The organism is Corynebacterium sp. HMSC11D10, assembly GCF_001806995.1.
Classification (GTDB): domain Bacteria; phylum Actinomycetota; class Actinomycetes; order Mycobacteriales; family Mycobacteriaceae; genus Corynebacterium; species Corynebacterium coyleae.
In genome coordinates this window covers 19,005-43,152 of the sequence record NZ_KV787054.1, presented here as the reverse complement: position 1 = coordinate 43,152, position 24,148 = coordinate 19,005, and the positions used below count along the sequence as shown (strand labels likewise).

The 24,148-nt window shown below is 59.5% G+C and carries 13 protein-coding genes and 1 pseudogene; 6 read left to right on the top strand and 8 right to left on the bottom strand.

All coding sequences use genetic code 11. From position 1 onward, the window contains the following. Positions 1–24 precede the first annotated feature (24 nt). The 6 genes from HMPREF3120_RS07035 to HMPREF3120_RS07010 form a co-directional block, all read right to left on the bottom strand. Positions 25–570, bottom strand: a complete 546-nt coding sequence (locus HMPREF3120_RS07035) for an ATP-binding protein (protein WP_246815439.1) — start codon at positions 568–570, stop codon at positions 25–27. 157 nt (positions 571–727) lie between these two features. After that, positions 728–2,365 (bottom strand): IS21 family transposase, encoded by a 1,638-nt coding sequence (gene istA, locus HMPREF3120_RS07030; protein ID WP_083284823.1) that lies wholly within the window; start codon positions 2,363–2,365, stop codon positions 728–730. Positions 2,366–2,844: 479 nt separating this feature from the next. Next, entirely contained in the window at positions 2,845–3,840 is a 996-nt protein-coding gene (locus HMPREF3120_RS07025) for a FecCD family ABC transporter permease (protein ID WP_070451664.1), read from the bottom strand. Beyond that, a complete protein-coding gene (locus tag HMPREF3120_RS07020) occupies positions 3,837–4,784 on the bottom strand; it encodes a FecCD family ABC transporter permease (protein WP_070451662.1) in 948 nt (315 codons plus the stop codon). Before HMPREF3120_RS07020 ends, HMPREF3120_RS07025 begins: the two co-directional genes overlap by 4 nt. 71 nt (positions 4,785–4,855) lie before the next feature. Continuing rightward, a complete protein-coding gene (locus HMPREF3120_RS07015; protein ID WP_070451660.1) occupies positions 4,856–5,881 on the bottom strand; it encodes an ABC transporter substrate-binding protein in 1,026 nt (341 codons plus the stop codon). Positions 5,882–5,917: 36 nt separating this feature from the next. Further along, positions 5,918–6,517, bottom strand: coding sequence for a TetR/AcrR family transcriptional regulator (locus HMPREF3120_RS07010; protein ID WP_070451658.1), 600 nt, complete (start codon positions 6,515–6,517; stop codon positions 5,918–5,920). Between the two features lie 50 nt (positions 6,518–6,567). Here HMPREF3120_RS07010 and HMPREF3120_RS07005 point away from each other — a divergent pair, with 50 nt between their 5' ends. The 6 genes and pseudogenes from HMPREF3120_RS07005 to HMPREF3120_RS06985 all read left to right on the top strand — a co-directional run bounded on the left by HMPREF3120_RS07005 (position 6,568) and on the right by HMPREF3120_RS06985 (position 14,366). Continuing rightward, positions 6,568–8,172 carry an ATP-binding cassette domain-containing protein gene (locus HMPREF3120_RS07005; protein WP_070451673.1) on the top strand — a complete coding sequence of 535 codons (1,605 nt, stop codon included), beginning with the start codon at positions 6,568–6,570 and terminating at the stop codon, positions 8,170–8,172. Beyond that, the gene (locus tag HMPREF3120_RS07000) at positions 8,169–9,776 is read left to right on the top strand and encodes an ATP-binding cassette domain-containing protein (RefSeq protein WP_246815438.1); all 1,608 of its coding nucleotides are present in this window, start codon (positions 8,169–8,171) and stop codon (positions 9,774–9,776) included. Before HMPREF3120_RS07005 ends, HMPREF3120_RS07000 begins: the two co-directional genes overlap by 4 nt. Then, positions 9,773–10,687 (top strand): siderophore-interacting protein, encoded by a 915-nt coding sequence (locus HMPREF3120_RS06995; protein ID WP_070451656.1) that lies wholly within the window; start codon positions 9,773–9,775, stop codon positions 10,685–10,687. The genes HMPREF3120_RS07000 and HMPREF3120_RS06995 overlap by 4 nt, the downstream gene beginning before the upstream one ends. After that, the gene (locus HMPREF3120_RS06990; RefSeq protein WP_083284822.1) at positions 10,684–11,520 is read left to right on the top strand and encodes an ABC transporter ATP-binding protein; all 837 of its coding nucleotides are present in this window, start codon (positions 10,684–10,686) and stop codon (positions 11,518–11,520) included. Before HMPREF3120_RS06995 ends, HMPREF3120_RS06990 begins: the two co-directional genes overlap by 4 nt. Positions 11,521–11,617: 97 nt before the next feature. Beyond that, positions 11,618–11,863: pseudogene (locus HMPREF3120_RS11740) on the top strand (leucine zipper domain-containing protein); the annotation flags it as partial. A 1,771-nt stretch (positions 11,864–13,634) separates the two neighbouring features. Then, positions 13,635–14,366 carry a hypothetical protein gene (locus HMPREF3120_RS06985; RefSeq protein ID WP_070451654.1) on the top strand — a complete coding sequence of 244 codons (732 nt, stop codon included), beginning with the start codon at positions 13,635–13,637 and terminating at the stop codon, positions 14,364–14,366. Positions 14,367–14,372: 6 nt separating this feature from the next. Here HMPREF3120_RS06985 and HMPREF3120_RS06980 read toward each other — a convergent pair whose 3' ends face one another. Then, the gene (locus HMPREF3120_RS06980) at positions 14,373–17,591 is read right to left on the bottom strand and encodes an alkaline phosphatase (RefSeq protein ID WP_070451652.1); all 3,219 of its coding nucleotides are present in this window, start codon (positions 17,589–17,591) and stop codon (positions 14,373–14,375) included. Between the two features lie 170 nt (positions 17,592–17,761). Then, a complete protein-coding gene (locus HMPREF3120_RS06975; protein ID WP_083284820.1) occupies positions 17,762–24,049 on the bottom strand; it encodes a G5 domain-containing protein in 6,288 nt (2,095 codons plus the stop codon). Positions 24,050–24,148: the final 99 nt, after the last annotated feature.

Genomic DNA, 24,148 nt, shown 5'->3' with positions numbered 1-24,148 from the left:
CCGAACTGGACCACCTACATCAGATCAGACACAGGCGATAACGGCGTCGGGGATGGATTTGTACCACTCGTCGGGTGTGAATTGGGATGTCACGATGGTTGATCCGCGGGGTTCGCGTTCTGCGAGGATGTTGAGTAGTTGGTGTGCGGTGGCGGCATCGATTGGGGTGGTGAGGAAGTCGTCGAGGACTAACACGTCGGTGTGGTGGAGGTCTTCGAGGAATGTGATGCGGGCTGGGTCGTCGTGTTTGAGCACGGCGAGGTGGTTGGCGAGTGTGTCGGTGCGGAAGAAGCGTGCGGAGTAGTCGTTTCGGCACGCCGCGGTGAGTAGTGCTTGGGCGAGGTAGGTTTTGCCGACGGAGGATTTGCCCAGGATGACAATGTTTTGTGCGCTTTGGCACCATTGGCAGTGAGCGAGTCGGGTGATTTGCTCTTTGTTAATGGTGCGGCCGGGCGTGTAGGTGATGTCTTCGATACAAGCATCGGGATTTGGCGATCGGGATGCTTTGAGTAGTTTGTTGACTCGTCTCTCACGCTTGGCCGCTACCTCTTTGTCGAGTGCGTAGAGCACTTTGTCTTAAGAAACTCCAGTCGTCGAATGCAGGATCGGCGGCGATGTCGATGACGCTTTGTCCGAAGGCGGTCATGCGCAGGTCGGTAAAGATCGGCAGGACTGATTCGTCGAGGAAGCGGGCGGATGCTGATGCTGGCTGTGGGTGGGGCATGGGTTATGCAGATCCTTTCTTGGTGAGGTTTTCGAGGCTGAACTGGGCAGCACCACCGAGGTAGGCGCCGCGTGTGTCACGGGTTGCGGGGGCAGGCACACCGTCAATGGGTCTGCCGGTTGATTGGTCGGTTGGTACATCGGTGCCTGTGGGGCGTGTGGAGGTGTCTTTGCGTACGGCGGCCATCATGTTTTTCACCGCGGTATACGACACAGAACGCCTGGCGCCGTCAGTGGACACCAAACGCCGGCAGGCTTCTTCGAGGATTGGCTTGTTGGCGTGTTTGCCCATGTTGAGTACGTTGCGGCACGCTTGGTACGCCTGGGCAGGGATCGCCTTGGCTTCGATGAGCTCGGAGATCACTTGGCGGGTGGCTGGCCCGATTTTGGCAGCTTCGCGCAGGAAGTACTCGCTTGTCCACAACCCACGGGTGTCACTTATGTTCGCCGGGATGTGGTCAGTGTCGGTGACGTACACTCCACGGGCACGTGCGAGTTGGTGAGTGGCCACACGCTGCCCAGCGTCGAAGACGGCAAGGCTATCACCGGTGATACGCACGTCCACGGTGCGGCCCACCAGTAGGTGGGGTACCGAGTAATGCGCGTTGTGCACTCTGATGTGGAAATTCGGTGCGACTTTGGCGCGTTTCCATTCGGTACGCTGCCACGGTGTTTCAGGCAGCGCGGTGAGCACGTCGCGTTCGAACTGATCAAACAATGCGCGCCTGCTCGTCGCATTGCCGCGAAACGGTTCGGCAGCGTTGATCCCATTAACCAGGGCAGTGATTTTTGCGTTGAGCTCGTCTATCCCGTCGCACTGGTGGCCATCGAGTGCGTGGATGACGTTCTGGGTGATGATCTTGACTGCAGCTTCGACGCTGGCCTTGTTGGGGCGTTTTGCACGGGCCGGCAACGCGGCGGTGTTGTAATACTCCAAAAACTCCTCGTAGGTGGAGTTGACCCGGCGATTCCTGTCCGCAGCACTGATCGCGTTCGAGGCTGTCGAGGCGTTATCTGGCACGATGACCTCGGCGACCCCGCCGAAGTACTCGAACGCGCGTATATGGGCTGCAAGCCACGCGTCTTGGCGCTCATTAGCGCACGCGCAGACGAATACCATGCCCGAGTACGGCAGCGAGGCGACGAAGATACTGACCTTCGAGCCTTGCCCGCCGGTGGGGTCAAACAGTCGCATCTTCGTGCCTGCCCAGTCCACCTGCATCGTATGGCCTGGGGCATGGGTGATCCTGGCGGTTATCCCAGCTACATCAACGTGTTGGGCTACAAGCTGGCGAAACCGCTCGTAGCTGTAATACCGCTGGCCCAGCCCCGCAGGCTGCGCGGTGTAGCGGCTCCACAGCACCTGCAAAGTCACCTTGTTGCGCCCGATACGCGCCTTGGCGACAGCGTCGAAATCGATCGGAACGAAATCGCCCTGAGCATGGCTGCGCCCGTCGACGAACCAGTCCGCTAGCTCATGATCTGCAACCCCACGAAGTTGCTCACGCGTTGTGATGTTGTGTTCCGCTAGCGCATCGCGTGCTTTTTGCACCGTGGTGTGCGAGCACCGCAGACTCGAACAGATTTGGCGGACAGACCAGCCTTTGAGCACTTGATCCATTACCGCCCGGTAGTCAGTCACAATCAGACTCCTCTGGTAACGCCGCGTGCCCTGAAGTCACGCGGTCACCAGAATCCTCCCCCGGACTGTTACTGGATGCTCACCAATGCGTTACTCGATACTCACCACGGTGTTACTAGATACGACCGCGCAACAGCACACGCCAGTGGGGACCACACCGCATCAGCTACCACCTGGGAATCCCACGTTCGACTATCGGACGCGTAGTTACCCGGCACGACCCCCCGGCCTGGTGATGCGGTTCATGAAACGCTCCTTCTGGGGCGCTGCGATGGTCGTCAGTGGTACGAGGGCCGGGCGGGTGCGCCGTGCCGTCACCCCACCCGGCTTACTTCTGGAGCACCCGCATGCCAGGCGCGCCGTGTTCTAGTTTGAAGTGCAACACGGTGTGAGTCTTTTCGCGCTTGACCCCTCGAAGCGCCCTAACCATTGAACAAAACCCAGGCATTAGATAGCGGAAAAATATCACCCCTTCAATTTCATTGCCTTCGGAACAAGATGGTCAGAACGAGGTATCCTCCCCCCAAACTAACTGTTACGGCTCCGACTGGTATTTGAGTCGGGGCGAATGCGTGTGCGGCAATCCAGTCAGCACAGCTGAGAAGTATGGCACCCGTTATTCCTGCCGCTTGGACTGGTCGTCCATAAGGCAGCAGTGTTTTGGCCAGGTGAGGTGAGGCGAGTGCTATGAACAGAATGGGGCCTGCGATAGCGGTTGTGATGGCAGTGAGTGTCACTGCGCAAATGATGAGGATTACCCGGTCCACTCTGACGCGGAGACCGAGTGAGGTTGCAAGGTCATCTCCAAGTGCCAGAATGTGCAGTTTCCTAGTGAACAGTGCGGTGACGGTTGCAGCGAGTATGAGCGCTACCAGCGCAGGGGTCGCGTGCTGCCACCGGGTGTTGTCGAGAGTTCCGGCGGCCCATATTGACCCAGTGGTTGCGGTTGCTGTATCTGTCTTGTAAAGGAGCCACGTATTGAGTGAAGTAAGTAGCGCACTGACTGCGATTCCCGTGAGGACAAAGCCACGCCCTTTTGTCCCCACCGACGCCGAGAAAATGAGGACTGCCGCGGCGGTGGCGAGGCCTCCAATGACTGCGGCGCTCGCGATGACGACAAACCCTGCCGCAGGGAGGATGATCAGGGAGATCAGCACGCCAGTGTAGGCGCCAGCGTTGAATCCAATGATGTCTGGGCTGCCTAGAGAGTTGCGGGTCAGGGTTTGGAAGACCGCGCCCGCTGCACCGAGGGCTGCCCCGAATACAATCGCAACGAGTGCGCGTGGTAGCCTCCACGACAGCACGACCGTGGTCGTAAATGAGTCGGCACGGCCGGTAATTGCGTCCCAAACTTGCACGGGAGTGAGTAGCAGGTCGCCCGAAAGCAGTGCAGCGATGAGGACGACGATTAAGACGGTGAGTGAGATTCCCCACTGCAATCGATTTCTCGCCTGTGGAGTGGAAAAGATCGTCATCGGGTCTTCCTGATCAGCACTAGCAGTACGGGGGCTCCGAATGCTGCGGCGACAACACCAACAGGAAGCTCGCCAGGCCAGAGTGCGATGCGGGCGATGACGTCGGCGGCGAGAACTAGCGCGGCACCAGTTGCTGTGCCGGCCAGTAGGACACGGCCCATACCGGGGCCCGTGAAGGGCCGAACGATGTGTGGAACCATCAGCCCTATGAACCCGATGGGCCCAGCGATAGCGGTGGCCGCACCGACCATGCAAGCAATAGCGATACCCGTTCCAACTCGAGTACGCAATGGGTGCAAGCCGAGAGCGCGTGCCAAATCGTCGCCCAGCGCAAGAGCATTAAGTTGGCGTGTCAGAAGAAACGCGAGAGTCCCACCCGTCAAGAAAACTGGGACGATGTGGGTCAGCACATTGATGTCTGGGCTCGCTAGGGATCCGGCTGACCATGCGCGCATCGCGTCCAAAGCCCGCGGATTTAACAGGGTGACTGCAGATTGAATACCTGACGTGGTCATACTGAACGCGACACCCGCGAGGATGAGGGTTGCCCCATTTGCCCTGCCCCTCAGCCCGACTGCAAGCACAATCGTAGTTAAGACTGCCGCACCAGTGACTGAGAGGAACGCAATAGCGGTTGCTGACCGTAGGCCGAACCAGCCTACGCCAATGACGACAGCGAAAGCCGCCCCGGAACTGACACCAAGTAGGCCGGGGTCAGCGAGCGGGTTACGAGTCATTCCTTGCATGAGCGCCCCCGACCATGCCAATGCGACACCGACGAGCAACCCGGCGAGTGTTCGAGGTACACGAACTTCCCACACGAGTGTTTTCAGTTCGTCTGTGCCGTGACCAGCGAGCAGTTCTGAGAACTCCGCAGGGGTGACTGGTCGCGAACCAACGAGAACGCTTGCGACGGTCAGGGCGCATAGCAAGGCAATCACCATGACACTGGCTCCGAGGGGGTGCAACCTCAGCTTCCTTGTTTGCAGCCGCGGCACCCCCTCGAGCGAGACCGTCACGACGCAGGAATGAGTTCGAGGCCCGGACGCAGTTCATTCAACAGCCACGGTATGGAGGCCACATTTGGGTCCTGCAGAGCAGTCGCAGCTTCGAGCCCGACGGGCATGTATCGCTCGGACATGATGGGCTGCTTGGACACGATCGGGTCAGTTTCAAACTTGTCCTGTAATGCATCGGACTGGAATGTCATGAACAGCACCCCGGCATCATTGAACAGTGGGGCCTGCTCAAAACTCACATCTATCGAACCTGGTACGGACCCTTGCCCACCAAGTTCGGCAACAGCAGGAAGAGAAGCTAGTCCGAGTTGATGCATAAAACGAGCGGTAACATTATCCTCGTCCACGAGCATCACAACCACTCCGTCACGAGCTTGCCCATACAGGAAAGTACCACCAGCAAGGTGGGGTAGTTCTGCTCGGATTTCCGCGACGGCCTCGTCAGCCCGCTGAATTAATAGCTCTGCAGCGTCACTCTCTCCAAGCGCCTGACCGATTCGCTGGGCAGACTCCTCACTAGGGGCAGAATAAAGCGCTTCTTCATAGGTGACTACCGGTGCGATGTCGCTGAGCTGCAAGTACATTGCCTCATCAAGTGTAAAAGCGGCAGTGGCCAAGATGACGTCAGGCTTCGCAGCGGCGACTTGTTCAACATTGATGCTCATCGGATTGAGCCACGTAGTTTCTGCTGGGAGCGGGTCGATGTAGGGTAGATTCCTCTCATCACCTGCTCCTGCAATTTTCGTGAATGATTCCGGAGCCACCACGACGTTCGCCCCCATTGCAGAAGCCAGTGCAACATCGGCGTACCCCAAGGCGGCCACCCGTTCCGGTTTAGTTGGGATCGTGATATCACCGTAGGCGTTGTGTAGTGTGACCGGGAACTCCGTGCTGGTGCTATTGACAGGCTCTTGTGTTGCCGATTCAGGCTGCTCATCTGAAGCGCAGCCTCCAAGCAAAAGCGCACCGGACAGCAACGCGGCGAGCGCGGGTAAAAAACGACGGGTGAGGGATTCGGGCATAACTCTTTCTTCTTTCTTCTTTGGGAAACATGATTGTCATTTAGTCAGGAGCGATGAGGCGGTTAATCTAAAGACCCGCCAAGGAGTTGTTGCTGTATCCAGTTCACGCCAGCGCGGCAATAGAGCGGTGACTTTGCGCAGGGATTCATTTTTGGCTTGACTCAGGCTCAACCCTGACGGGTTCTCCTGTTTCGCGGATGTAATCGTCGCTTGTCCCAGAATCGTGGCAAACATCGTGCGGTAAAACAGAAATGCTGCCTCGTCATCGAACCCGACATCAAGCGCGCAAGTGAGGAAACCTTCAGGGAATTGCATCCCTGCCGGGCTTGCGAGCCGCCCAGTTGAGATGAGGCGGATCATCCACGGATGTTGCACAAGGAAATCGTGCAGGTACAAAGCGAGATCCGCTGCCCTGTCGGCTGGAGCACCAGTGAGCTCGGGGAGCTCGATCGCCTCCGACACTCGTTCAACGAGGGCGAGTAGCAGCGCATCGCGGTCATCAAAGTACCGGTAGAGGGCCATGGGTGTGACCTTCATACGCGCGGCAAGCGATCGCATGGAGAGCGCGGTCTCGCCGTCAGCCTCGATGACCGACATCGCCTCGTCCACAATCCGACCGTGATCCAGCTTACTCATTTCATCCTTCTAAGGTTTGGCTAGCCTAAATATACATGTATACTTTCAGCATGGCAAACAAGCCTCTCTTGATTGATCCTGCCGTCCGCCCGGCCCTGCGCCCCTCGGTTCCCGGCCTCACGGCTGCGGCTCTTGGGGCGGCGCTTTCCGGTGTAGCCGCGCTGGTCGCGATTTGGGGAATCGTACGCATGATCGATGCGCCGTCCGCGGATTTAGCCGCCAAGATCTGCGTTGCTTGGTTGGCTGCGGCACTGCTGTCAGCGGCCTCGTCATGGCTCGCTCACTCGGTAGAGGGTCAGTTCGAGGCGCGCCTGCGCCGTGAAATAACTCGGCACCTGTTGCGCCTTCCATCTGACCGCCTGGGCTCTTACCCAGTCGACAAGTTACGGCGCTTAATTTCCGAAGACATCGCTTCGTTGCACTACATGATCGCCCATTTGCCTTCCGAGGTGGCGGTAGTGATCGTGATCCCTATCTGCTCAGTCCTGCTCCTGTTGATGTTGGCCGGCCCGACGGCGCTCGCTGCTTTAGTACCTGGCCTACTCGCAGCTGCCGTATACCTGACGGTGATTCCACGGAGATCGGCAAAGCACGGCGCAGAACGAAGCCGGCTCATGAGTGAGATCACAACCGCGGTCGATGACTATGCGCGCGGCATCCATATCTTCCGTAGTTACGGCATAGCCAAAGGAGCGCTAGCAGACTATACGGATGCAACAAGGCGGTTTGCCAGCGGCATCATCGCGTGGGTGCAACGAGTAGCGACCCCGGCAGCCATCGCCACCGCGCTCCTTCAAGCGGTAGCCAGTTATGCGATCGCGTATGCGGTGGGTTACGGCAGGGATACAGCAACTCTCGCAGCGACGTTGCTACTCAGTCTCGCCTTGGTCACTCCTGCACTGCGACTCGGACACGGTTTAGATTATGTTGGCAGTGGGTACGCGGCCTCTTCCAGAATTGGAGCGTTACTCTCGGAACCTGCGCTGCCACATGGAGCGGTGAATACCGTCACCAAAACCCCAAGCATCAAGGTTGACCATCTCGCCGCATTTGCTAATAAGCGCGGGCTCTTCGAGGGACTCACCCTGGACCTTGAGGCGTCAACCGTCACCGCGATCATCGGTCCGAGCGGAGCAGGGAAGAGTACCCTCCTGCGCATACTTGCCGGGCTGCAGCGTCCCCATGTCGGTAGCGTGAGAATTGGCGGCACCGACATTTCCTCACTCGATGAGAACGTACGGGCCGAAACCGTACTCTTAATCCCTCAGGGTCTTGCTGTTTTTCAGGCGACTGTTCGCGAGAACCTACGACTGGTACTTCCAAATGCTGATGACAGCGCCTGCATTGAAGCCCTCCGCCGCGCACAGTTCCGCGTACCCCTTGACACCGATGCGAGCACACTGTCGGGCGGAGAACAACAGAGGCTCTCGCTTGCCCGCGCATTCCTTTCCCCGGCGCAAGTAATTCTGCTGGACGAGCCGACGAGCGCACTCGAAGACACCATGGCGGAACGCGTATGGAAAGAGCTCGAACTCCTTGCGCACGTGGAAGGGAAAACCATCGTCATCGTGACCCACGATCTGCATCTCGCAGCACGTGCCGATAATCGGCACTTACTCAATCCTGCGGCGAGTTTGCAAGAGGGCAGAGCATGATGAGCCTTAGAGAATGTCAGCACTACGTGGCAACTACTCAGATTGCCCATGCAGCTCGCAGCAGATTAGTAAGGGCTGGTGCAGGCTGGGCTCTAGTCGCACTCATCGAAGCGGTCGCCTACACAGTTTTGGCTCTTGCGGTCCGGGATAAGGGCAGTGCTTTGTTGGTGATCGCGGCAGCGACGGTTTCGGTCGTTGTGACGGTACTGGTCTCACGTGCCGGATACCTAGGAGGGGCACGGCTGGCGGGTGACCTTTACGCCTCGCTTGGGCATTCCCTCGCCCGCGCAAAGCTAGCATGGTTCACTGCCGACCATCGCGCACTGATCACGTCGGTCGCAGGACGCAGCATCCCGTCACTGATGGGGGTTCCCGCGCACCAACTGCAGACTCTCATCGTCACCCCCCTCCTGCCAACATTGCTAGTCGTGGCTGTTTGGGTCGTCAGCGGCCTCCGGGAGTCGGCAATCCTGGCAACGCTACTCATCGCCGCTCTAGCAACGCAAACATTCGCTCAGCGCCGCCTGGCACGCGCCGATTCCGAGAGACACGCGATTGAGCACGAAGCAACCGCGGCGACTATCGAACTAGTCGAACACCTCGATCTGCTACGCACCGCGGCAGGCCCAAATAAGGCCCTACTCCGCGTCGAACAGGTCTGGAACCGTCAGGAGCAGGCAATGGCACGAACAAACCGTGCTGCAGCGCCTGCAACGTTCATATCCGCGATTGCAAGCTTCACTCCGCTCGCGGGCATAGTGATCTACCTCATCTGCACAGGCGGGTTTTCCGAGCCGACTGGAGCATTAGCGCTGCTGATACTGGCTGGGCGCGCCGGCGCCCCTCTCGACGACTTAGCGCTCCTAGGCATCACAGCCAACGAATTACGTGCGCATTCATCTGCATACCGAGCGGTCGTTACAGCACAGACCCTGCCGGTGCACCCAAGCAAAACTAGCCGTGTTCCTGACGGACATGACATTGAGGTTGTTTCCGTTACCCAGCCGCCTGTGCTTGATAGTGTGACGGTAAGCATTCCTGAAGGCCTCCGGTTACACCTCGCTGGTCCCAGTGGCTCAGGAAAGAGCACACTGTTGGGATTGCTTATGCGGTTCGACGACCCAGTGCGGGGAACAATCACTCTCGGAGGCGTACCGCTCAAAGAGCTTACCGAACAGCAAATCACCTCGCACGTCGCCTATGTGCCGCAAGACCCTATAGTCTTCACAGGAACGCTGGCTGAAAACGTAAGTCTTGGGAATCCGGGTGCCCGAGAGGATGACATTATCGACGCTCTGAACAGGGCCGGCCTGGGCGAGGTAGTCACTCGCGATCCGCTCGGCGTCCATCAACTGGTCGGCGTCCACGGACAATTACTCTCCCACGGGGAACGACAGCGAGTTGCGATCGCCCGCGCACTGGTCAAGAATGCCCCTATTCTCATCCTTGATGAGGCCACTTCCGCTCTCGACGAGGCAACAGAGCAACAAGTCGTCAATGCTCTCACCAAGCTCACCAGCACACTCATTTTCGTCAGCCACCGCGACGCACGAATCTGGCAACCAGAGCACACCGTCATATTGAAAGGGCATGATCTCACATGAGCAGCATCAGGAGCCTCATCCGGGAAATGACGCAACAGGCAATGGCCCCAATCTCGGGCCAGGCGACAATAGTCGGTGTCAAAGAGATCGCGCCCAGCTACGTGCGTGTGACACTCACTGCACCCGAGCTTGTTGCTTATTCACCGACCCTCCCGGCGGACGCTATAAAACTCGCAATTCCCGGTCGAGAGGGAAACATGCTGCTCCGCGCCATGACTGTAGCGAACAGACCATCGCCAGAGACGATCGAGGTAGACATACTTCGTCACTCCGGCGGGATGATGAAGCACTGGCTCAGCGAGGTGAAACCAGGCAACCGCACAGAAATCCACGCTGTACGACGTGAGTTCGCTATAGGCGATGGTATCGACGATCACCTCTTAGTCGCTGACGCGAGCGCACTCCCCGCAATAGCAACAATTCTCCGTGCGATCCCCAGCACCCACCGGGTTAACGCCTTGTTACAAGTCCACAACGCAGATGACGTGACAGCACTTCTTCCGAAACATCCCGGCCTGCAGTTGGCTCTCCGCGTCGGTACGGCTTGGACACCTCAGGAACTCCGAGAAGGGCTGTCCTCAACGTTCGCCGGCAGCACCGTAGAGCGACGAGTCCAGATTTGGATTGCCGCCGAAACGGCAAACGTTGCAATGGCTCGCCGCTGCCTGACCGACAGTGGGCATGAACGGGATCACCTTTTCGCGGCGGCTTACTGGAAGAAAGGAAGGGATAGCACTTCCCGCGACGAAAGGATTCAGCAAGCATACTTTGCCGCCATGCAACAGAAGGCTGACCTCACCGACCCAGATACACGTGTCGACGTCGAGTTACTCGCTGATGCTGCCGAAGAGCCCGCGCTAGCTGTTCAAGGAATGGGACAAATGAGTATCAAGCCGTGGAGAAACGAATGAAGATCGTTACAAGAGACACACCCGTGAGTTGGCAACACTCGACACTAAATACAGCGATCCAGGTCGAGAGCCTCACTGTCGGACACAACCGACGTGTTATCTCAGAGGATCTCAGCCTCATAGTTCCTGAAGGTGGGTATACAGCAATCATCGGCCCGAATGCCTGCGGAAAATCGACATTGCTCCGCGCCATCTCGCGAATTCTGCCATACGAACAGGGCCGCGTCCTCATACACGGTGCCGACATTGCGCATGTCCCCACCAGACGTCTTGCGACACGACTCGGCTTACTCCCACAGTCCTCTTTCTCGCCCGAGGGTATCCGTGTTGAGGACCTGGTAGCACGTGGTCGACATCCGCATCTAGGGATTTTCGGCCGATGGTCAAAAGCTGATGACGATGCTGTGGTCGAAGCGATGGCTGCGACTGGAATATCGGACCTGTCTGGCCGCCAGGTTGATGAGCTCTCAGGTGGTCAACGGCAGCGAGTCTGGGTGGCAATGGTGCTCGCACAAGCGACACCGATACTTCTCCTAGACGAACCGACAACCTTTCTAGACATCGCACATCAATACGGCTTGCTGGACTTGTTCGAGCGGCTGAGACGCAACATGGGTCGCACCATTGTCGCAGTGCTGCACGATCTTAACCAGGCAGCCCGGTACGCGACACACCTAATTGTCATGAAAGACGGCAAGGTTGTCACTTCCGGGCCGCCGGCAGATGTCATCACCGCGGAACTCATCGAACACGTTTATGAACTGCCATGCAGGATCGCTCCTGATCCGGAGACAGGTTCGCCCATGGTGATACCCCTGCCTCAGTTCAGCTAGCTGTAGTTCCTCGGGACGTTGTGAACGTTCGAGATAAAGTGAAGACCTCCGGCAGGATGGGGTTTAGCACATCTCCTATCCTTAACCGGAGGTCTTCATGTCCCACGCTCACGCACCTTTGACCCCAATCGGACGTAAACGCCTGGCTTCTTTAATAGTTGATGATGGTTGGTTGATCCGTCGAGCTGCTGAACGTTTCCAAGTCTCACCTGCAACCGCTTCTAAATGGGCCAGAAGATACCGGGCGGGTGACACCTTTCAAGACCGTTGTTCACGCCCACACTCATCACCGGCACGACTGGCGAAACGACGCGAGCATCGCATCATCAGCCTGCGGTGCACACTGTTTAGAAGACTGAAATGGTAGCGGTGTGGTGAGTATCTGGTAGCGCCTGAGTGAGTATCCGGTAGCGGAGGCTCGCCTAGGCTCGGCACGGGCGGCGGGTCTGTCAAGGATCCAGGGATGGCCGCGTTGACAGGGGCGGGTTTGATGCCGGCGCTCCGAGGGCTCGGTACTGCCGCGTTCCGAGTAGTTGGTACCTGGACAGCCGAGCCGGGCCGACTGTATGACCCCGGCTGCAGGCATTACTCGTTCGAGCAGGCCACTGGGGGTGTCCTTGCGCATGGTGAAGACTTCTATGCGGCTTCGGTGTCCGCTATGTTGCAGCCGGCTCTCCGTCAGCGTTATTCGCAACTGCCCACAACGGTCCAGCGAGTCTTCGGTGCTGAGAACGCTCGGGGCCCGGGCTCCCCAGAAAGTCCCACGACCACTGTTGTCGGCCTGGAATCGAGACAGCGGTGCAGTTCGCGAGCAGGCTCCAGGCGTCTCCTTCTTATGACAGGTCGCGCTGTCACAGCTTCACCGAAACACGGTACTTGAAGCATGAACTATGAAAGCGCCCTGCAGTACCAAGTACGCGGAGCACCGGTACCAACTCCCCCGAAGCGTCGTGCATCAAGGATGGGCTTGGGCCGCTCCTGAAGCGAGGTGAACTGCAACCGGGCTGGGTTCAATTTAGTGCCGAAGAGTCGCGCCGACAGTAGAGGCTTCCGCGGCATAGCTCCAATTTCAAAAGCGGACTTCATCCGGAACGAGCCGCACCCGAATGAAGCGGATACGGGAACCATCACCGAATGCAATTTGAGCCGCTACCGGATACTCACTGAAGCGCTACCGGATAGTCACGACACTGCTACCAAATAACCGGTCGCAACATTCTTGAAGCATACGATTTCAATTCAGAGGCTAGTGACTTTATTCAGCTGGCAGATATTGTTGCTAGTTCCATCGCCTACGAACGCCGGCATGGTCGAATGGACCCAACAGTCCGAAATACACCGAAAGCTCGAGTTGCTGGTCGGCTGAGACGAGCCCTCGAATTAGACAGTTTCGCTGACATTCAGCAAGGCAAAGTCAATATTGTGACGATTGGATCAGAAAATGCTTGATTTAACTGATGTCAGTTCTATACTGGGGTTCTCGAGGGATTTGGGCTAAAACCCACCACCTCTCGAGCCGGCTGGGATTAAGTTCGCAGTCCCGGAAAGCGCAAGTGGTTGCGCGCTTCAAACTTGAGTGGCCTTTCATCCCTTCAGTGGGATGCGGGGGCCACTCTTTATTTTGCCCAGGCCACGCCCCCACGCTTAACCCAAAACTAGGCCTTGCCTCACACATCTACGATTTTTTGTCGCTCTTTTTGCTGGACCGCACATGCCGCAGATACACCAACGGCCCTACCACGGGTATGAACACCAGAAAGAGCACGATCCAGACATCCGACCATCGTCTGTTAGGTCGTCTGTTAAGTTGCCTGAAAAATACAACCAAGCTGGTAACTAGTAGCACCACAGCCACCAACGTGAGCAACATAAAAATGTAATCGACCGGTGATGGTTCCAATGGAGAAACTCCATTGCCTAGCAAAGCGGCTAACTGCATTTGTGAAATTTCCATTCACCCCTGGTTCATCACATTGCTTCTGACACGGTGTTTTCGCCCAGGATCCTACCCGGCAACGCCCCCACCATCGCGCGTTAACGCTGTCGCAACACGTCTTCCTGGACACTGAGGTGGTACAGCCCGTACACACACTCACACTCCGAGGAGGAAAACCATGACCAGCACCACCACCCGTATCGCCGCGTACGCAACCGCAGCAACGCTCGCACTCGGCGCTGTCGCCGCGACCGGCGCAGCCACCCCGGCGAACGCCGCCACCGTCGTCGCGAAGGACAAGGACGGCGTGTGCGCCGTGAAGCTTGCGCCGGCCGAGAAGCGTTTCATCGAGTCGTGGTTCGACGACTCCAAGGCGATCGGTGACTACGAGCAGGCTCGCGATCTCATCGCGGCGATCGAGCAGGTCTACCCGGGCGTTGTCGCGGAGAACGAGAAGGCGCTCAAGGGTGAGAAGGCGGAGTTTGGCAAGGTGTTGCCGGAGGGTCTCGTCGCAAAGTATGCGGATGCGCAGAAGACGATGAAGGAGTCGGAGCCGACTGTGAATCGCACGCTGGAGGCGATTGACACGGATTCGTGGCGCGTTGGCCCGGAGGATACCAAGCGCACGGAGACGCCGCTGACCGCGAAGGATGGCGACGTGTACAAGGCGTGGACGGAGACCCCGTCCGGGAAGGTCGCCGCGAAGCGCATGCTTATCGACGACGCCGACGCCACCGCCGCCGAAACCTGCACCAAGGGCATGCGAGCGGACGTGAAATACCCCACCGCCAAGGCGGACGTGAACGTGCCGGCCATTGTCGGTGGGGTAATTGCGGCGCTGCTGGTAATCGCAGGCCTGTTCTTCGCGCTGCCCCACTTCGGCATCAAACTGCCGATGCTGGGCATGTAGTTCTGGCTAGAACTTCGCGATCGGGCCGAGGGCGCCGTCGACAGCAAATGGTGCCAGCAGGGCAATCAGGGAGATGAGGCCCGCGATGCCTGCAATGGCCAGGGTGGCGATGAGCGCCGGGGAGTCGACGGAGGAGCCGGCGGCGGAGTCGCCCGCGGTGGTCTCCTCCACCGGCTGCATCTTGTTCTCAAAGGTCAGATTGTGGTTGACCGGATCGATGCCCAGCGCGTTCAGGCTGGCAAAGAAGAGGTCGGTCTGGTCGATCTGGCCGGTGAGGTTCGCGGCACCCGGGCCGGAGGCTGCGACACGCAGCTGCGCACCGGTGTGCTGCTGGCCGCCGAGCGCATCCTCGTCTTCGTTGGTCTTGGAGGTGGCGAAGTTGACGGCCATGGTGGAGCCTTCAACGGTGGTCAGCTGAGTGACGCGACCAGCGGTGTTCTGGTTCTCGTAGGTGATCTGTGCGGTGTGAGCGTGGTCGGCGGTGGCGACGATCAGGGTCTCCTCACCGGTCTTCTCCACCCAATCCTGAACAGCCTGGACGGCCTCGTCGAGCTGGCCGACCTCGCCGATCAGGCCACAGGCGTCAGCCTGGTGGTCGGCCTTGTCCGGCGAGGCGGACTCGACCTGGAGCACGAAGCCCTTGTCGTTCTGCAGCAGCTCGAGCGCCTTGGAGGTCATGGCTGCCAGACGCGGAGTCTCCTCGGTGAACTCAGGGTTAGCCACGCAGGTGGCCGGCTCGAGATCGCCGCCGTCAGTGGTCGGGATGGACTGGTTCAGCGTGCGCGGCATGTTGCCCTCGGAGAACAGACCGAGGACCGGCTTGTCGGCGTTTGCCTCTGCGATCGCGTCGAGCTCGGAGGCGTTAGTGACAACCTGGTAGCCATTGTCCTTCGCGTTTTCCAGGACAGTCTTACCTGCGGTCCAGGTGTTACCGTTCTCGCCCCACTGGCCGCCCTGGACGACCTCGGTGTTGAAGTAGCTGCGGCCGCCACCGAGGGTGACGTCTGCACGCAGGTCAACGATCTGCTCGGAGATGGAGCCAAGACCGCCGTTTTCACGCAGCTGCTCGCCCTCTGCGACCTTCTTGTCGCCGGACGGTGCGTAGTAGGAACGCTTGATTGCGTGTGCAGCGAAGGCTGCCGGGGTGGCGTCCTGGATCTCGGCGGTGGTGACGTTACCGATCTTCAGGCCCTTGGCTTTTGCGATCTCGCCGAGGGTGGCAACCGGCTTGCCGGCGTTGTCCACGCCGACCGCGCCGTTGTAGGTCTTCACGCCGGAGTTCCATGCAGTGCCGGTTGCAGCGGAATCACCGACGTAGTTCGGCAGGCCGGTCTCCTTGTCCAGGGAGAAGGTGGTCAGGTAGCCGGTGTAGTCGAGGTCGTCGAGACCCTCGAAGCGGCCTGCAGAGCCCTTGAGGTAGTTACGGGCAGCGGTGATTTCTGAGTCGCCGGTGCCGTCGCCGATGAGCAGGACGACGTTCTTCGCCTTGGCGTTGTCGATGCCCTGGCCCTCGGTGCCGAACTGTGCACAGTCGCCGACCTTCGGTGCCTCGCCTGCGGAGACGAGGTAGCAGAGCTGGTCGCCCGGCTTCGCCTTGGAGCGGTTGGCCAGCGAGATGACCTTGTTGTCCTTGTTGATCTTCCACGGCTCCTGGCCACCCTCGGTGCCACCGTTGAGACCGAGCGCGTTGGCCATCGCGTAGAAGGCGTCGGTTTGGTCGAGCTGGCCGTTGACGTTTTCGGAGCCTGGGCCGAAGCCTGCGATGCGCACTTGGGTGCCGGTGTGCATCATGGAGAAGTTCGGGGTGTCGAACGGGTCGCCGTTGGCCTTCTTGTCAAAGACCGGGTTGCCGTTCTCATCCAGCCACGGCTGGGTGCCGAAGCCGATGGACATGGTGGTGCCGTCCTTCGGCGTCTTCAGGCGAGTTACGGCGGACACTGACGGGCGGCCGTCCGGGATGATTTCCGCGGTGTGCGCGTGGTCGGCGGTGACAACGATCATGGTCTCACCGTCCGCCTTGGCAAAGTCGAGGGCTTCCTTAATAACCTCGTCGATTTGCTGGGTCTCGCCGATCATGCCGCAGGCGTCGGCTGCGTGGTCCGCCTTATCGATGGAGGCGGACTCGACCTGGAGGAAAAAGCCCTTGTCGGCGCTCTTGTCGTCGAGAAGCTCGATAGCCTTCTTGGTCATCTCGGCTGCGGACGGCTCGTCGCCGCGATCAGCTTCCTTGCAGACCTCCGGCTCGGTGGTGCCGTCGGACTTCACCGGCACGGTCTGCTCGAACTTGCGGGTCATGTTCTTGTCGTGGAACAGGCCGAGCACCGGCTGGTCCTGGTTCGCGACGGTGATGCCCTCGAGGCCCTGCTTGTCGTCGACAACCTGGTAGCCCTTGGCAATCGCGTTTTCGCGGACGGACTTGCCGGCCTCCCAGTCGACGCCGCCGTCGTTCTTGTCGGTCAGGAACGGGTTGCGGTTCTCGCCACCCTGCTGAACCTCGGCGTCGAAGTACTTGCGGCCACCGCCCAGGGTGACGTCGGCGCGGGTGTCGATGATCTGCTCGGAGATGGAGCCGAGACCGCCGTTTTCGCGAGCTTCAGCACCCTTGACCGGCTTCGCGTCGCCGGACGGCGCGTAGTAGCCGCGTTTGGAGATGTGCGAGTGCATCGCGCCCGGGGTCGCATCCTGGATCTCCGCGGTGGAGACGTTGCCGGTGCGCATACCGGCGTTCTTCGCCATCTCCAGCAGGTTCTCGTGCGGCTTGCCGGTGATATCGATGGATAGCGCACCGTTGTAGGTCTTCGTGCCGGTGGACCAGCCCGTTGCGGACGCGGCGGAGTCGGTGACGTACTGACGCTTGCCGTCCTTGCCCACGGCGAAGGTCGTGTAAGCACCTGCCGCGGTCAGCTCGTCGAGGCCCTCGAAGCGGCCGTTAGCGCCCTTGAGGTAATTACGAGCAGCAGTGATCTCCTGGTGGCCCATGCCGTCGCCCAGGATGAAGATGACGTTGCGTGCCTGGGCGTCGGTGTTGCCCTGGCCGCCCTTGCCGAACTGTGTGCAGTCACCCGGCTGTGGGGCGACGATGTTGCCGTTGGAATCGATGGAAATGCAGGTGTCCTTGCCGTTGAAGGACTGCTCCGCCGACTGTGCGAGGGAGGTAGGCAGGTTCGCAATAGCCAACGCAGAAGCGCTGACTACTGCGGTAGCTGCTTTTAACGAGAAACGCATGTTGGGTTCCTTATAACGAGAAGCCGAAGAATATGAAACGGTTTTTGAACCGCTGCACACGCTAAACACAGCAAATTTCTAATAAGGAACGCTCAGGTGAATTTTAGGTAACGGCAGATGCGAAAAGGGCGGCACCCAACCTGGTACCGCCCTTCGCTTACGCGCTCAGACTACTTACTGGAGGAGCCTGCGTTCTCCGACGAACCTGCGTTCTCCGATGAGCCCTTGCTTGACGACGAGCCCGTCTCGCCCGAGGACGTCACACGCTCCGAGGAACCCAGCACCGTCATGCCGTTGTCGAAGCCCTCTTCGCGGCAGGCCTGTGCAATCAGCACACCGGTGAGGCTGGCTGCGGCGATGACACCGAGCGCAATGCCCAGCGGCTGGAGCTGCTCGCCGTAGCCTGCGAACTGGCGGTTGATGGCGTCTGCCTTCATCTGCAGTTCACGAGCCCACTCAGGCTGCTCCCACTGGCGGCCGCGGTTACCGTGGCCCCAATCGTGCTTCGGCATGGACTCCTGGAAGCGAGCGTTGAGCTCCGCGGATGCCTTCTGGATCTGCGGACCGAACACCTCGTTCACGCCGTAGCCAATGCCGGCGAGGACGCCGATCGGCAGCAGCCACAGGATCGGGCTGTTCTTCGCAAACGCGTTGGCCACGCAGCGCTTCGCCTTATCGGAAGAGCCTTGCGGGTCCTTCGGATCGGCAGGCGTCGACGGGTCGGTCGGCTCGCTCGGATCAGCCGGCTTCTTCGTGCCAACCTTGATGATCAGCTTCTGCGCAGGAACCTCGACAAAGCTGCCGTCTTCACGGTGGATGCGCTCGCCAGGCTTACCCGGCTGCACAACCTCGTGCTTGCCAGCTTCAAGTTCGGAGTCCTCGATGACCTCGTAGTCGTAGGCGATCTCCTCAGTCCAGCTGGTGCCCGCCGGCGGCTTGGTGCCAACGCGGACAACGCGCTCGACTGGCTTCTCCACCATCTCGGCGACAGGCTTGCCGTCGACAACCTTGATGGTGTAGCGGCCGTCCTTACCAGCAACGTCTTCGACTTCCTCGCCTGGCTTCAGGTTCGGGTCGTAAACGATCCGGGTGGTGTAGCGGACGTTGATATCGAGCTCACCTTCAGGCGTCGGCTGATCCGGGTTTTCCGGGTCAGTCGGGTCGGCCGGCTTGGTGCCGATGAGGATGACGTGATCCTGCTTCTCAACGAGCGTCTCTTCGGTGCCGTCAGAGTTGTGCTGAACCAGGCCGGGCTTACCTTCCTGTTCAACCTTGTGCTCACCCGCCGGGATGGTGGGGTCAAGCTTGACCTTCACCTCGAACGGAATCCGTTCCTTCCACTCCTGACCAGCCGGCGGCTTGGTGCCAACACGGATGATCTTCTCGACTGGCTCCTTCACGACCTTCACCGAAGGCTGACCATTCTCGACGGTCACCTCGACCTTGCCGTTTGCACCTTCCTGGTCCACGATTTCCTGACCAGGCTCAAGCGTCTCGTCGTAGATGATCTTCGTAGTGTACGGAAGCTCGACTTCCTTCGGCTCGACCGGTGGGGTCGGGTCGTCGGTCGGCGGAGTCGGCTGCTCCGGCTCATCGGTCGGCGGCGTCGGATTCGCAGGCTTCTTGGTGCCGATGCGGATGACCGCGTTCTTCGGCTCCTTCGTGCGCTTCGTCTCGACGACTGGATCGCCGGACGGTTTGCCGTCGACAAGCTTCTGCGTCGATGTCACGACCTCTTCGCCGAACTCGCCCTGCTCGATGACCTGCTTGCCCTCTTCGAGGTTCGGGTCTTCGATGACGTCAGTGCCGAACTCCACGGAACGGGTCGTGGAAGAGACCACGCTGTCGTCCTCAAGGCCTGGGCCGAACTCGACGATTCGCGGAGTCGGCTCGGTGCGATCGGTGACCTCGGTCTTGGTGGCTTCACCGCTGGTACCTGTGAAGGTTGCGGTGTAGGTGGCTTCGCCGTCCTTGCCTTCCTGAACAACCCGAACCTCACCCGGAGCGAGTTCCGAGTTCGGGCGCAGCTCCGTCGGGTACGGGATGGGCTCCTTCCACTCCACCTTGTCGGTAGCAGTTGCCTGCTTGGTGCCGACCTTGATCACCTTGGTGACCGGCTCGGTGGTGGTGGTTTCGCTGCCACGCGTTGCCTCGACGACCTTGCTGTTCACGATCTTCTGGGTGATCTTGGTGATCTTCTCACCAGGCTTACCCTCGGTGACGACCTTGTACTCGCCGGCAGGGATCTCCGGGTCGTACTCGATCACGGTGTCGAACGGAATCGGCAGCTTCTCTTCCAGCTCGTACGAGCCATCGGTCATGGAACCGACACGGACAATCTTCTTCTTCGGCGCCTTGGTCTGCTCGACGGTGATGCTCGGCTCGCCGTCTGGCTTGCCGTCCTTGATCTTCTGGGTCGAGGTGATCAGTTCCTCGCCCTTCTCGCCTTCCTGCTCGACCTTGGTCTGGCCGACCGGCACCGTGTTGTCCACGATGAACTCGGTCTCGAAGTTGACCTCGCGGGTCGTCTTCGACGTCAGCGTCTGGTCAGGAGCGGTCGGACCGTATTCGATGATCTCGTTGACCGGATCCTTGGTCTGCTTCTCCGTAGGGGTGACCGAAGAGTCGTCGCCCTTGGAGGTGAAGTTGGCCGTGTAGGTCTTCTCGCCCGGCTCGCCCTTCTGGACGATCTTGATCTCGCCCGGCTTCAGATCCTTGTTCGGACGGGTTTCAACCTCGAACGGAACTGGCGCCTTCCACTCGACCTTCTCAGAGGTCTCGGACGGCTTGGTGCCGACCTTGATCACCTGATCGACAGGCTGCTCGGTGATCTTCTCCTCAACGGTGGCCTCGCCATCCGGCTGGGAGTTGGTGACCTTCTGGGTCACCGTGGTGGTCTTCTTACCCGGCTTGCCTTCGGTGACAACCTCGGACTTGCCAGCAGGCATGTTCGGGTCGTACTCGATCTTCACACCAAACGGGACCTCAGAGTCGACGGTCTTCTTGGTTTCACCGGTGGTCTTGGTACCGACGCGAATGATCTGCTTCGTCGGCTCCGCGGTGCGCTCAGTCTTCACGACCGGGTCACCCGAAGGTTTGCCGTCGACAAGCTTCTGCGTGGAGGTCACGGTGTCCTCGCCGAGCTTGCCTTCCTGATCCACCTTTTGCTCACCCGCAGCGAGCGTGTCGTCGAATACGACTTCGGTATCAAACGGCACTGGCTTCTTCACAGTGGTCACGAGCTCGCTCGGAGCAATGCCCGGGCCGTACTCGATGATGCGCGGCTTGGCTTCCTTGGTGGTCTCTTCCTCAGCAACCTGTGCCTCAGAGCCCTTGGAGGTGAACTTGGCGGTGTAGGTCTTCTCGCCGTTCTCGCCTTCCTGGACGGTCTTCATCTCGCCAGGCTTGAGGTCCGGGTTCTCGCGAACCTCAGTCGGGTACGGAATCGGGAACTTCCAGGTCACGTCCTTGGCACTCTCGGCAGGCTTGGTGCCGATGACAACGACCTCGTTCTTCGGCTCCTGGGTGCGTTCCCAAGTGCCGTCCAGGTTCATCTTTTCCTTGCCCGGCTCACCCTTGGTCTCAACCTTGTAGGTACCGGCAGGGACAGTGTCGTCGTACTTGTAATCGACCTGGAACGGAACCTCGCGCTTCGGAACGTCGATGACGTTGACCGTCGCGGTGGTGTTGTCCTTCGAGCCGTCCTCGTAAGTCACGATGACCGGAACGTCGATCTTGTCGCCCGGCTTCGCGGTCTCCGGCGCGGTGGAGATGACGTTGCCCTTGTCATCCAGGCCGACGATCCAGTCGCCGTTAGCCGTCTTCACCTTGTAGGTCGGGTTGCCGAACTCGTTGTTCTCACCCGTTGCCTCAAGGCCCTTGCCATTCGGATCAATGGTGAACGGCTTGTCCGGATGAAGGTTGATCTCTGCAGGCTTCTCGACGCCAATCGGCGAGGTCGCCGTACCACCCGGGTAGACCGTCTGCGACGGAACAACCGGCTCAGACTCCCAATTGTTGGTCAGCTTCACCACAGTGGTGACCGGGGCCTGGGTGGTCAAACCACCCGGCGCGTTAACGGTCACCGTGACGGTGTTCTTGTCACCTGGTTTAGCACCCGCCGGCGGGGTGGAGGAAACTTCACCGGTCTTCGGGTCAATGGTGTACTTCCAGCCGTTGACGTCCTGAGAAAGAACCGGCTTGCCATTCTTGTTTCCGAAGGAGAACGTGGAGCCGTCCGGCGTGTCCGCAACCTGGTGCTTCACTTCCTGCCCTGGAGCAGTGACCTGGACGTTGTAGTTCGCCTTGATGTCATCCTTGATAACGACGACAGTGCCAACAACAGTCTGAGGCTTCTGCTTGCCTTCATCGCTGTAGTGAGCCTGGACCGGAACGTTCAGGATGTCGCCTTCCTGCGCACCCTTCGGAATCGTGGTCGTGATCTCGCCAGTCTTTTCATCAACGTAGACGGTCCAGGTCTTGCCATCCTTACTGGTGAGGGTGGTCTGATTCGTGCCATCCTCGAAGGTGTAGCGCGTCGGGGCCTCATCGGTCGTATTACCACTCAGGCCGCGTTCCGGGATCTCTGGAGTGAGGCTGACACTCGCGTTCGGTTGGCCAGTCACAGTGTCGTAGGTCGGGATCTTGATGTCCACGATCGCCTGGAACTGAGTCTCGATCTCATCCGTGGTCTGGTCCGGGTAGGTTGCCTTGACCTTCGGAGTAATGATCGTGCCCGGTGCAACAGAGTCATCCGCCTTCGCAGTGACCTTGCCGGTCGCATCAACGGTGACGGTCCAGCCAGCAGGAACAGTGGACTCGTCGATTTCGAACTTAGCTGGGTGGACTGGCTTGTGGCCCTTCATGATGGACTTGGTGCCCACCTGAGCGGTGAGATCCTCACCGATTTTGCCCTTGGAAAGGCTCGGGCGCACGAGGTCCGTGACCTGGGTGTTGTTCGGGTCTACCACGACGAGGAGTTCCAGCTTGTCAGTGGAACCGTTGGAATACTCCACCGTGACCACAGGGCGCGCGAAGCTGCCTGGCTTCGGTTCTTCCGGAGCGGTGACGGTGACGTTGTAGTTTTCGTCCATCTCGACGGTCCAGCCGTCGTAGACGTACTTCTCGTCCAGCGAGACCTTGGCCTCGAAACCGCCGTCAGCCTTCTTCTTCTCCAGGTCCTTGATCAAGTCTGGGACCTGGGTGAAGGTGACCTTCTGCGGCTCGGTAGCCAGCGGGCCGGTCGCACTATCGACGCCGGAGATGATCGACGCGTCGGTCTTGTCGTACTTCGGGGTGTGGTACTCGGTGTCATCCAGGGAGAACGCCTTGGAGTCGATGACGTTCGCCTTGTTGTAGCGCGTCAGCGAATTGGAACTGTCGAAGACTTGAGTGGTGCCAAACTCATTGTTGTTCTCACCAGCGTCCTGAAGCTGGTCCACGCTGCGCGGCTTCGCCAGAACGGAGAAGTGCACGTTCTTATCAGTTGCAAGGTCGGTGCCGCGGTACTCGGGCCAGGTGAAGAAGATATCGCCGTTGTCCGCGATACGCAGGTTCTTGGTACCGCCGGATGCTGCTGGGTCGGTGGTGCCGATGAACTTGCCGTTGCCGTCGTAGGCCTCCACGACCATGCGGGACATGGAGTCATCCGTGCCGCCGTTCGCAACTGCAGGAACGTTGATCTTGCCGACCTTGGTTTCGTCACCAGGGACGATGACGTGCTTTTCGAAGTTCTCCCACGACACCGTGATGGGGTTACATTCGATGTTCTCGCTCGGCCACGGGTTCACGACGGCCGTAAAGGCTGCACTGCCTCCCCTGGTGGCCCTAGTCTTTGGGTCGGGATTTTCCTGCTTATAGTTGCCCTGCCAGGCGTAACGTACCGGGTTCGTGGCAGTGGCCTCAGCGAACTGCTTGACCTTCGCATCGGTCAGCTTCGCATTGAGATTCAGGGGTCGTTGTGGCCCAGAAGCAGTAATACCGAGGATTTCGTCGGCCTTGTGCGTGACCACCTTGTCAACAAGGGTCTGACCGGCATTCATAGCGGGAATTTGAGCCGCATCGAGGTACGTGCCCATCCTGCCGTTATTGGTAAAGCTCCAATCAGCGAACGTGCGGTCCTTCGAGTTATCAAAGGAGACGCTCAAGCCCCAGGCTTTCTTGTTGGGGCTGGACGCAGACGGCTCAGAGGTATACCAGCTGAAACCAGCCTGGCTGCCCTCCGGAGTGGTTTCCGAGACAACACACGAACCGGCCGGCAGGTCGGAGGCCTTCTGGGCGTCCTTCTCCACCGCACCGGACTTGTCGCGGATGCCGCCGCTGAGGGTGGCGGCAGCAGCCTCTGGCGCGAGTGGGCCAGGGGCGACGACGCTCAGGCCGCCAAGGGCGAGCGCGATAACGGACGAGGCTGCGATGCCCGTTGAGGTTGACTTACGTAAACGCCGAGATGATTCGGCCATGTGATACTCCTCTGTCGAGACACTGAACGTGGGCTGCGAAAGCAACCTCGTTATCAGGTATTCAAGTTGTGACCTTTGCCTAGCTGGAACAGCTAAGCA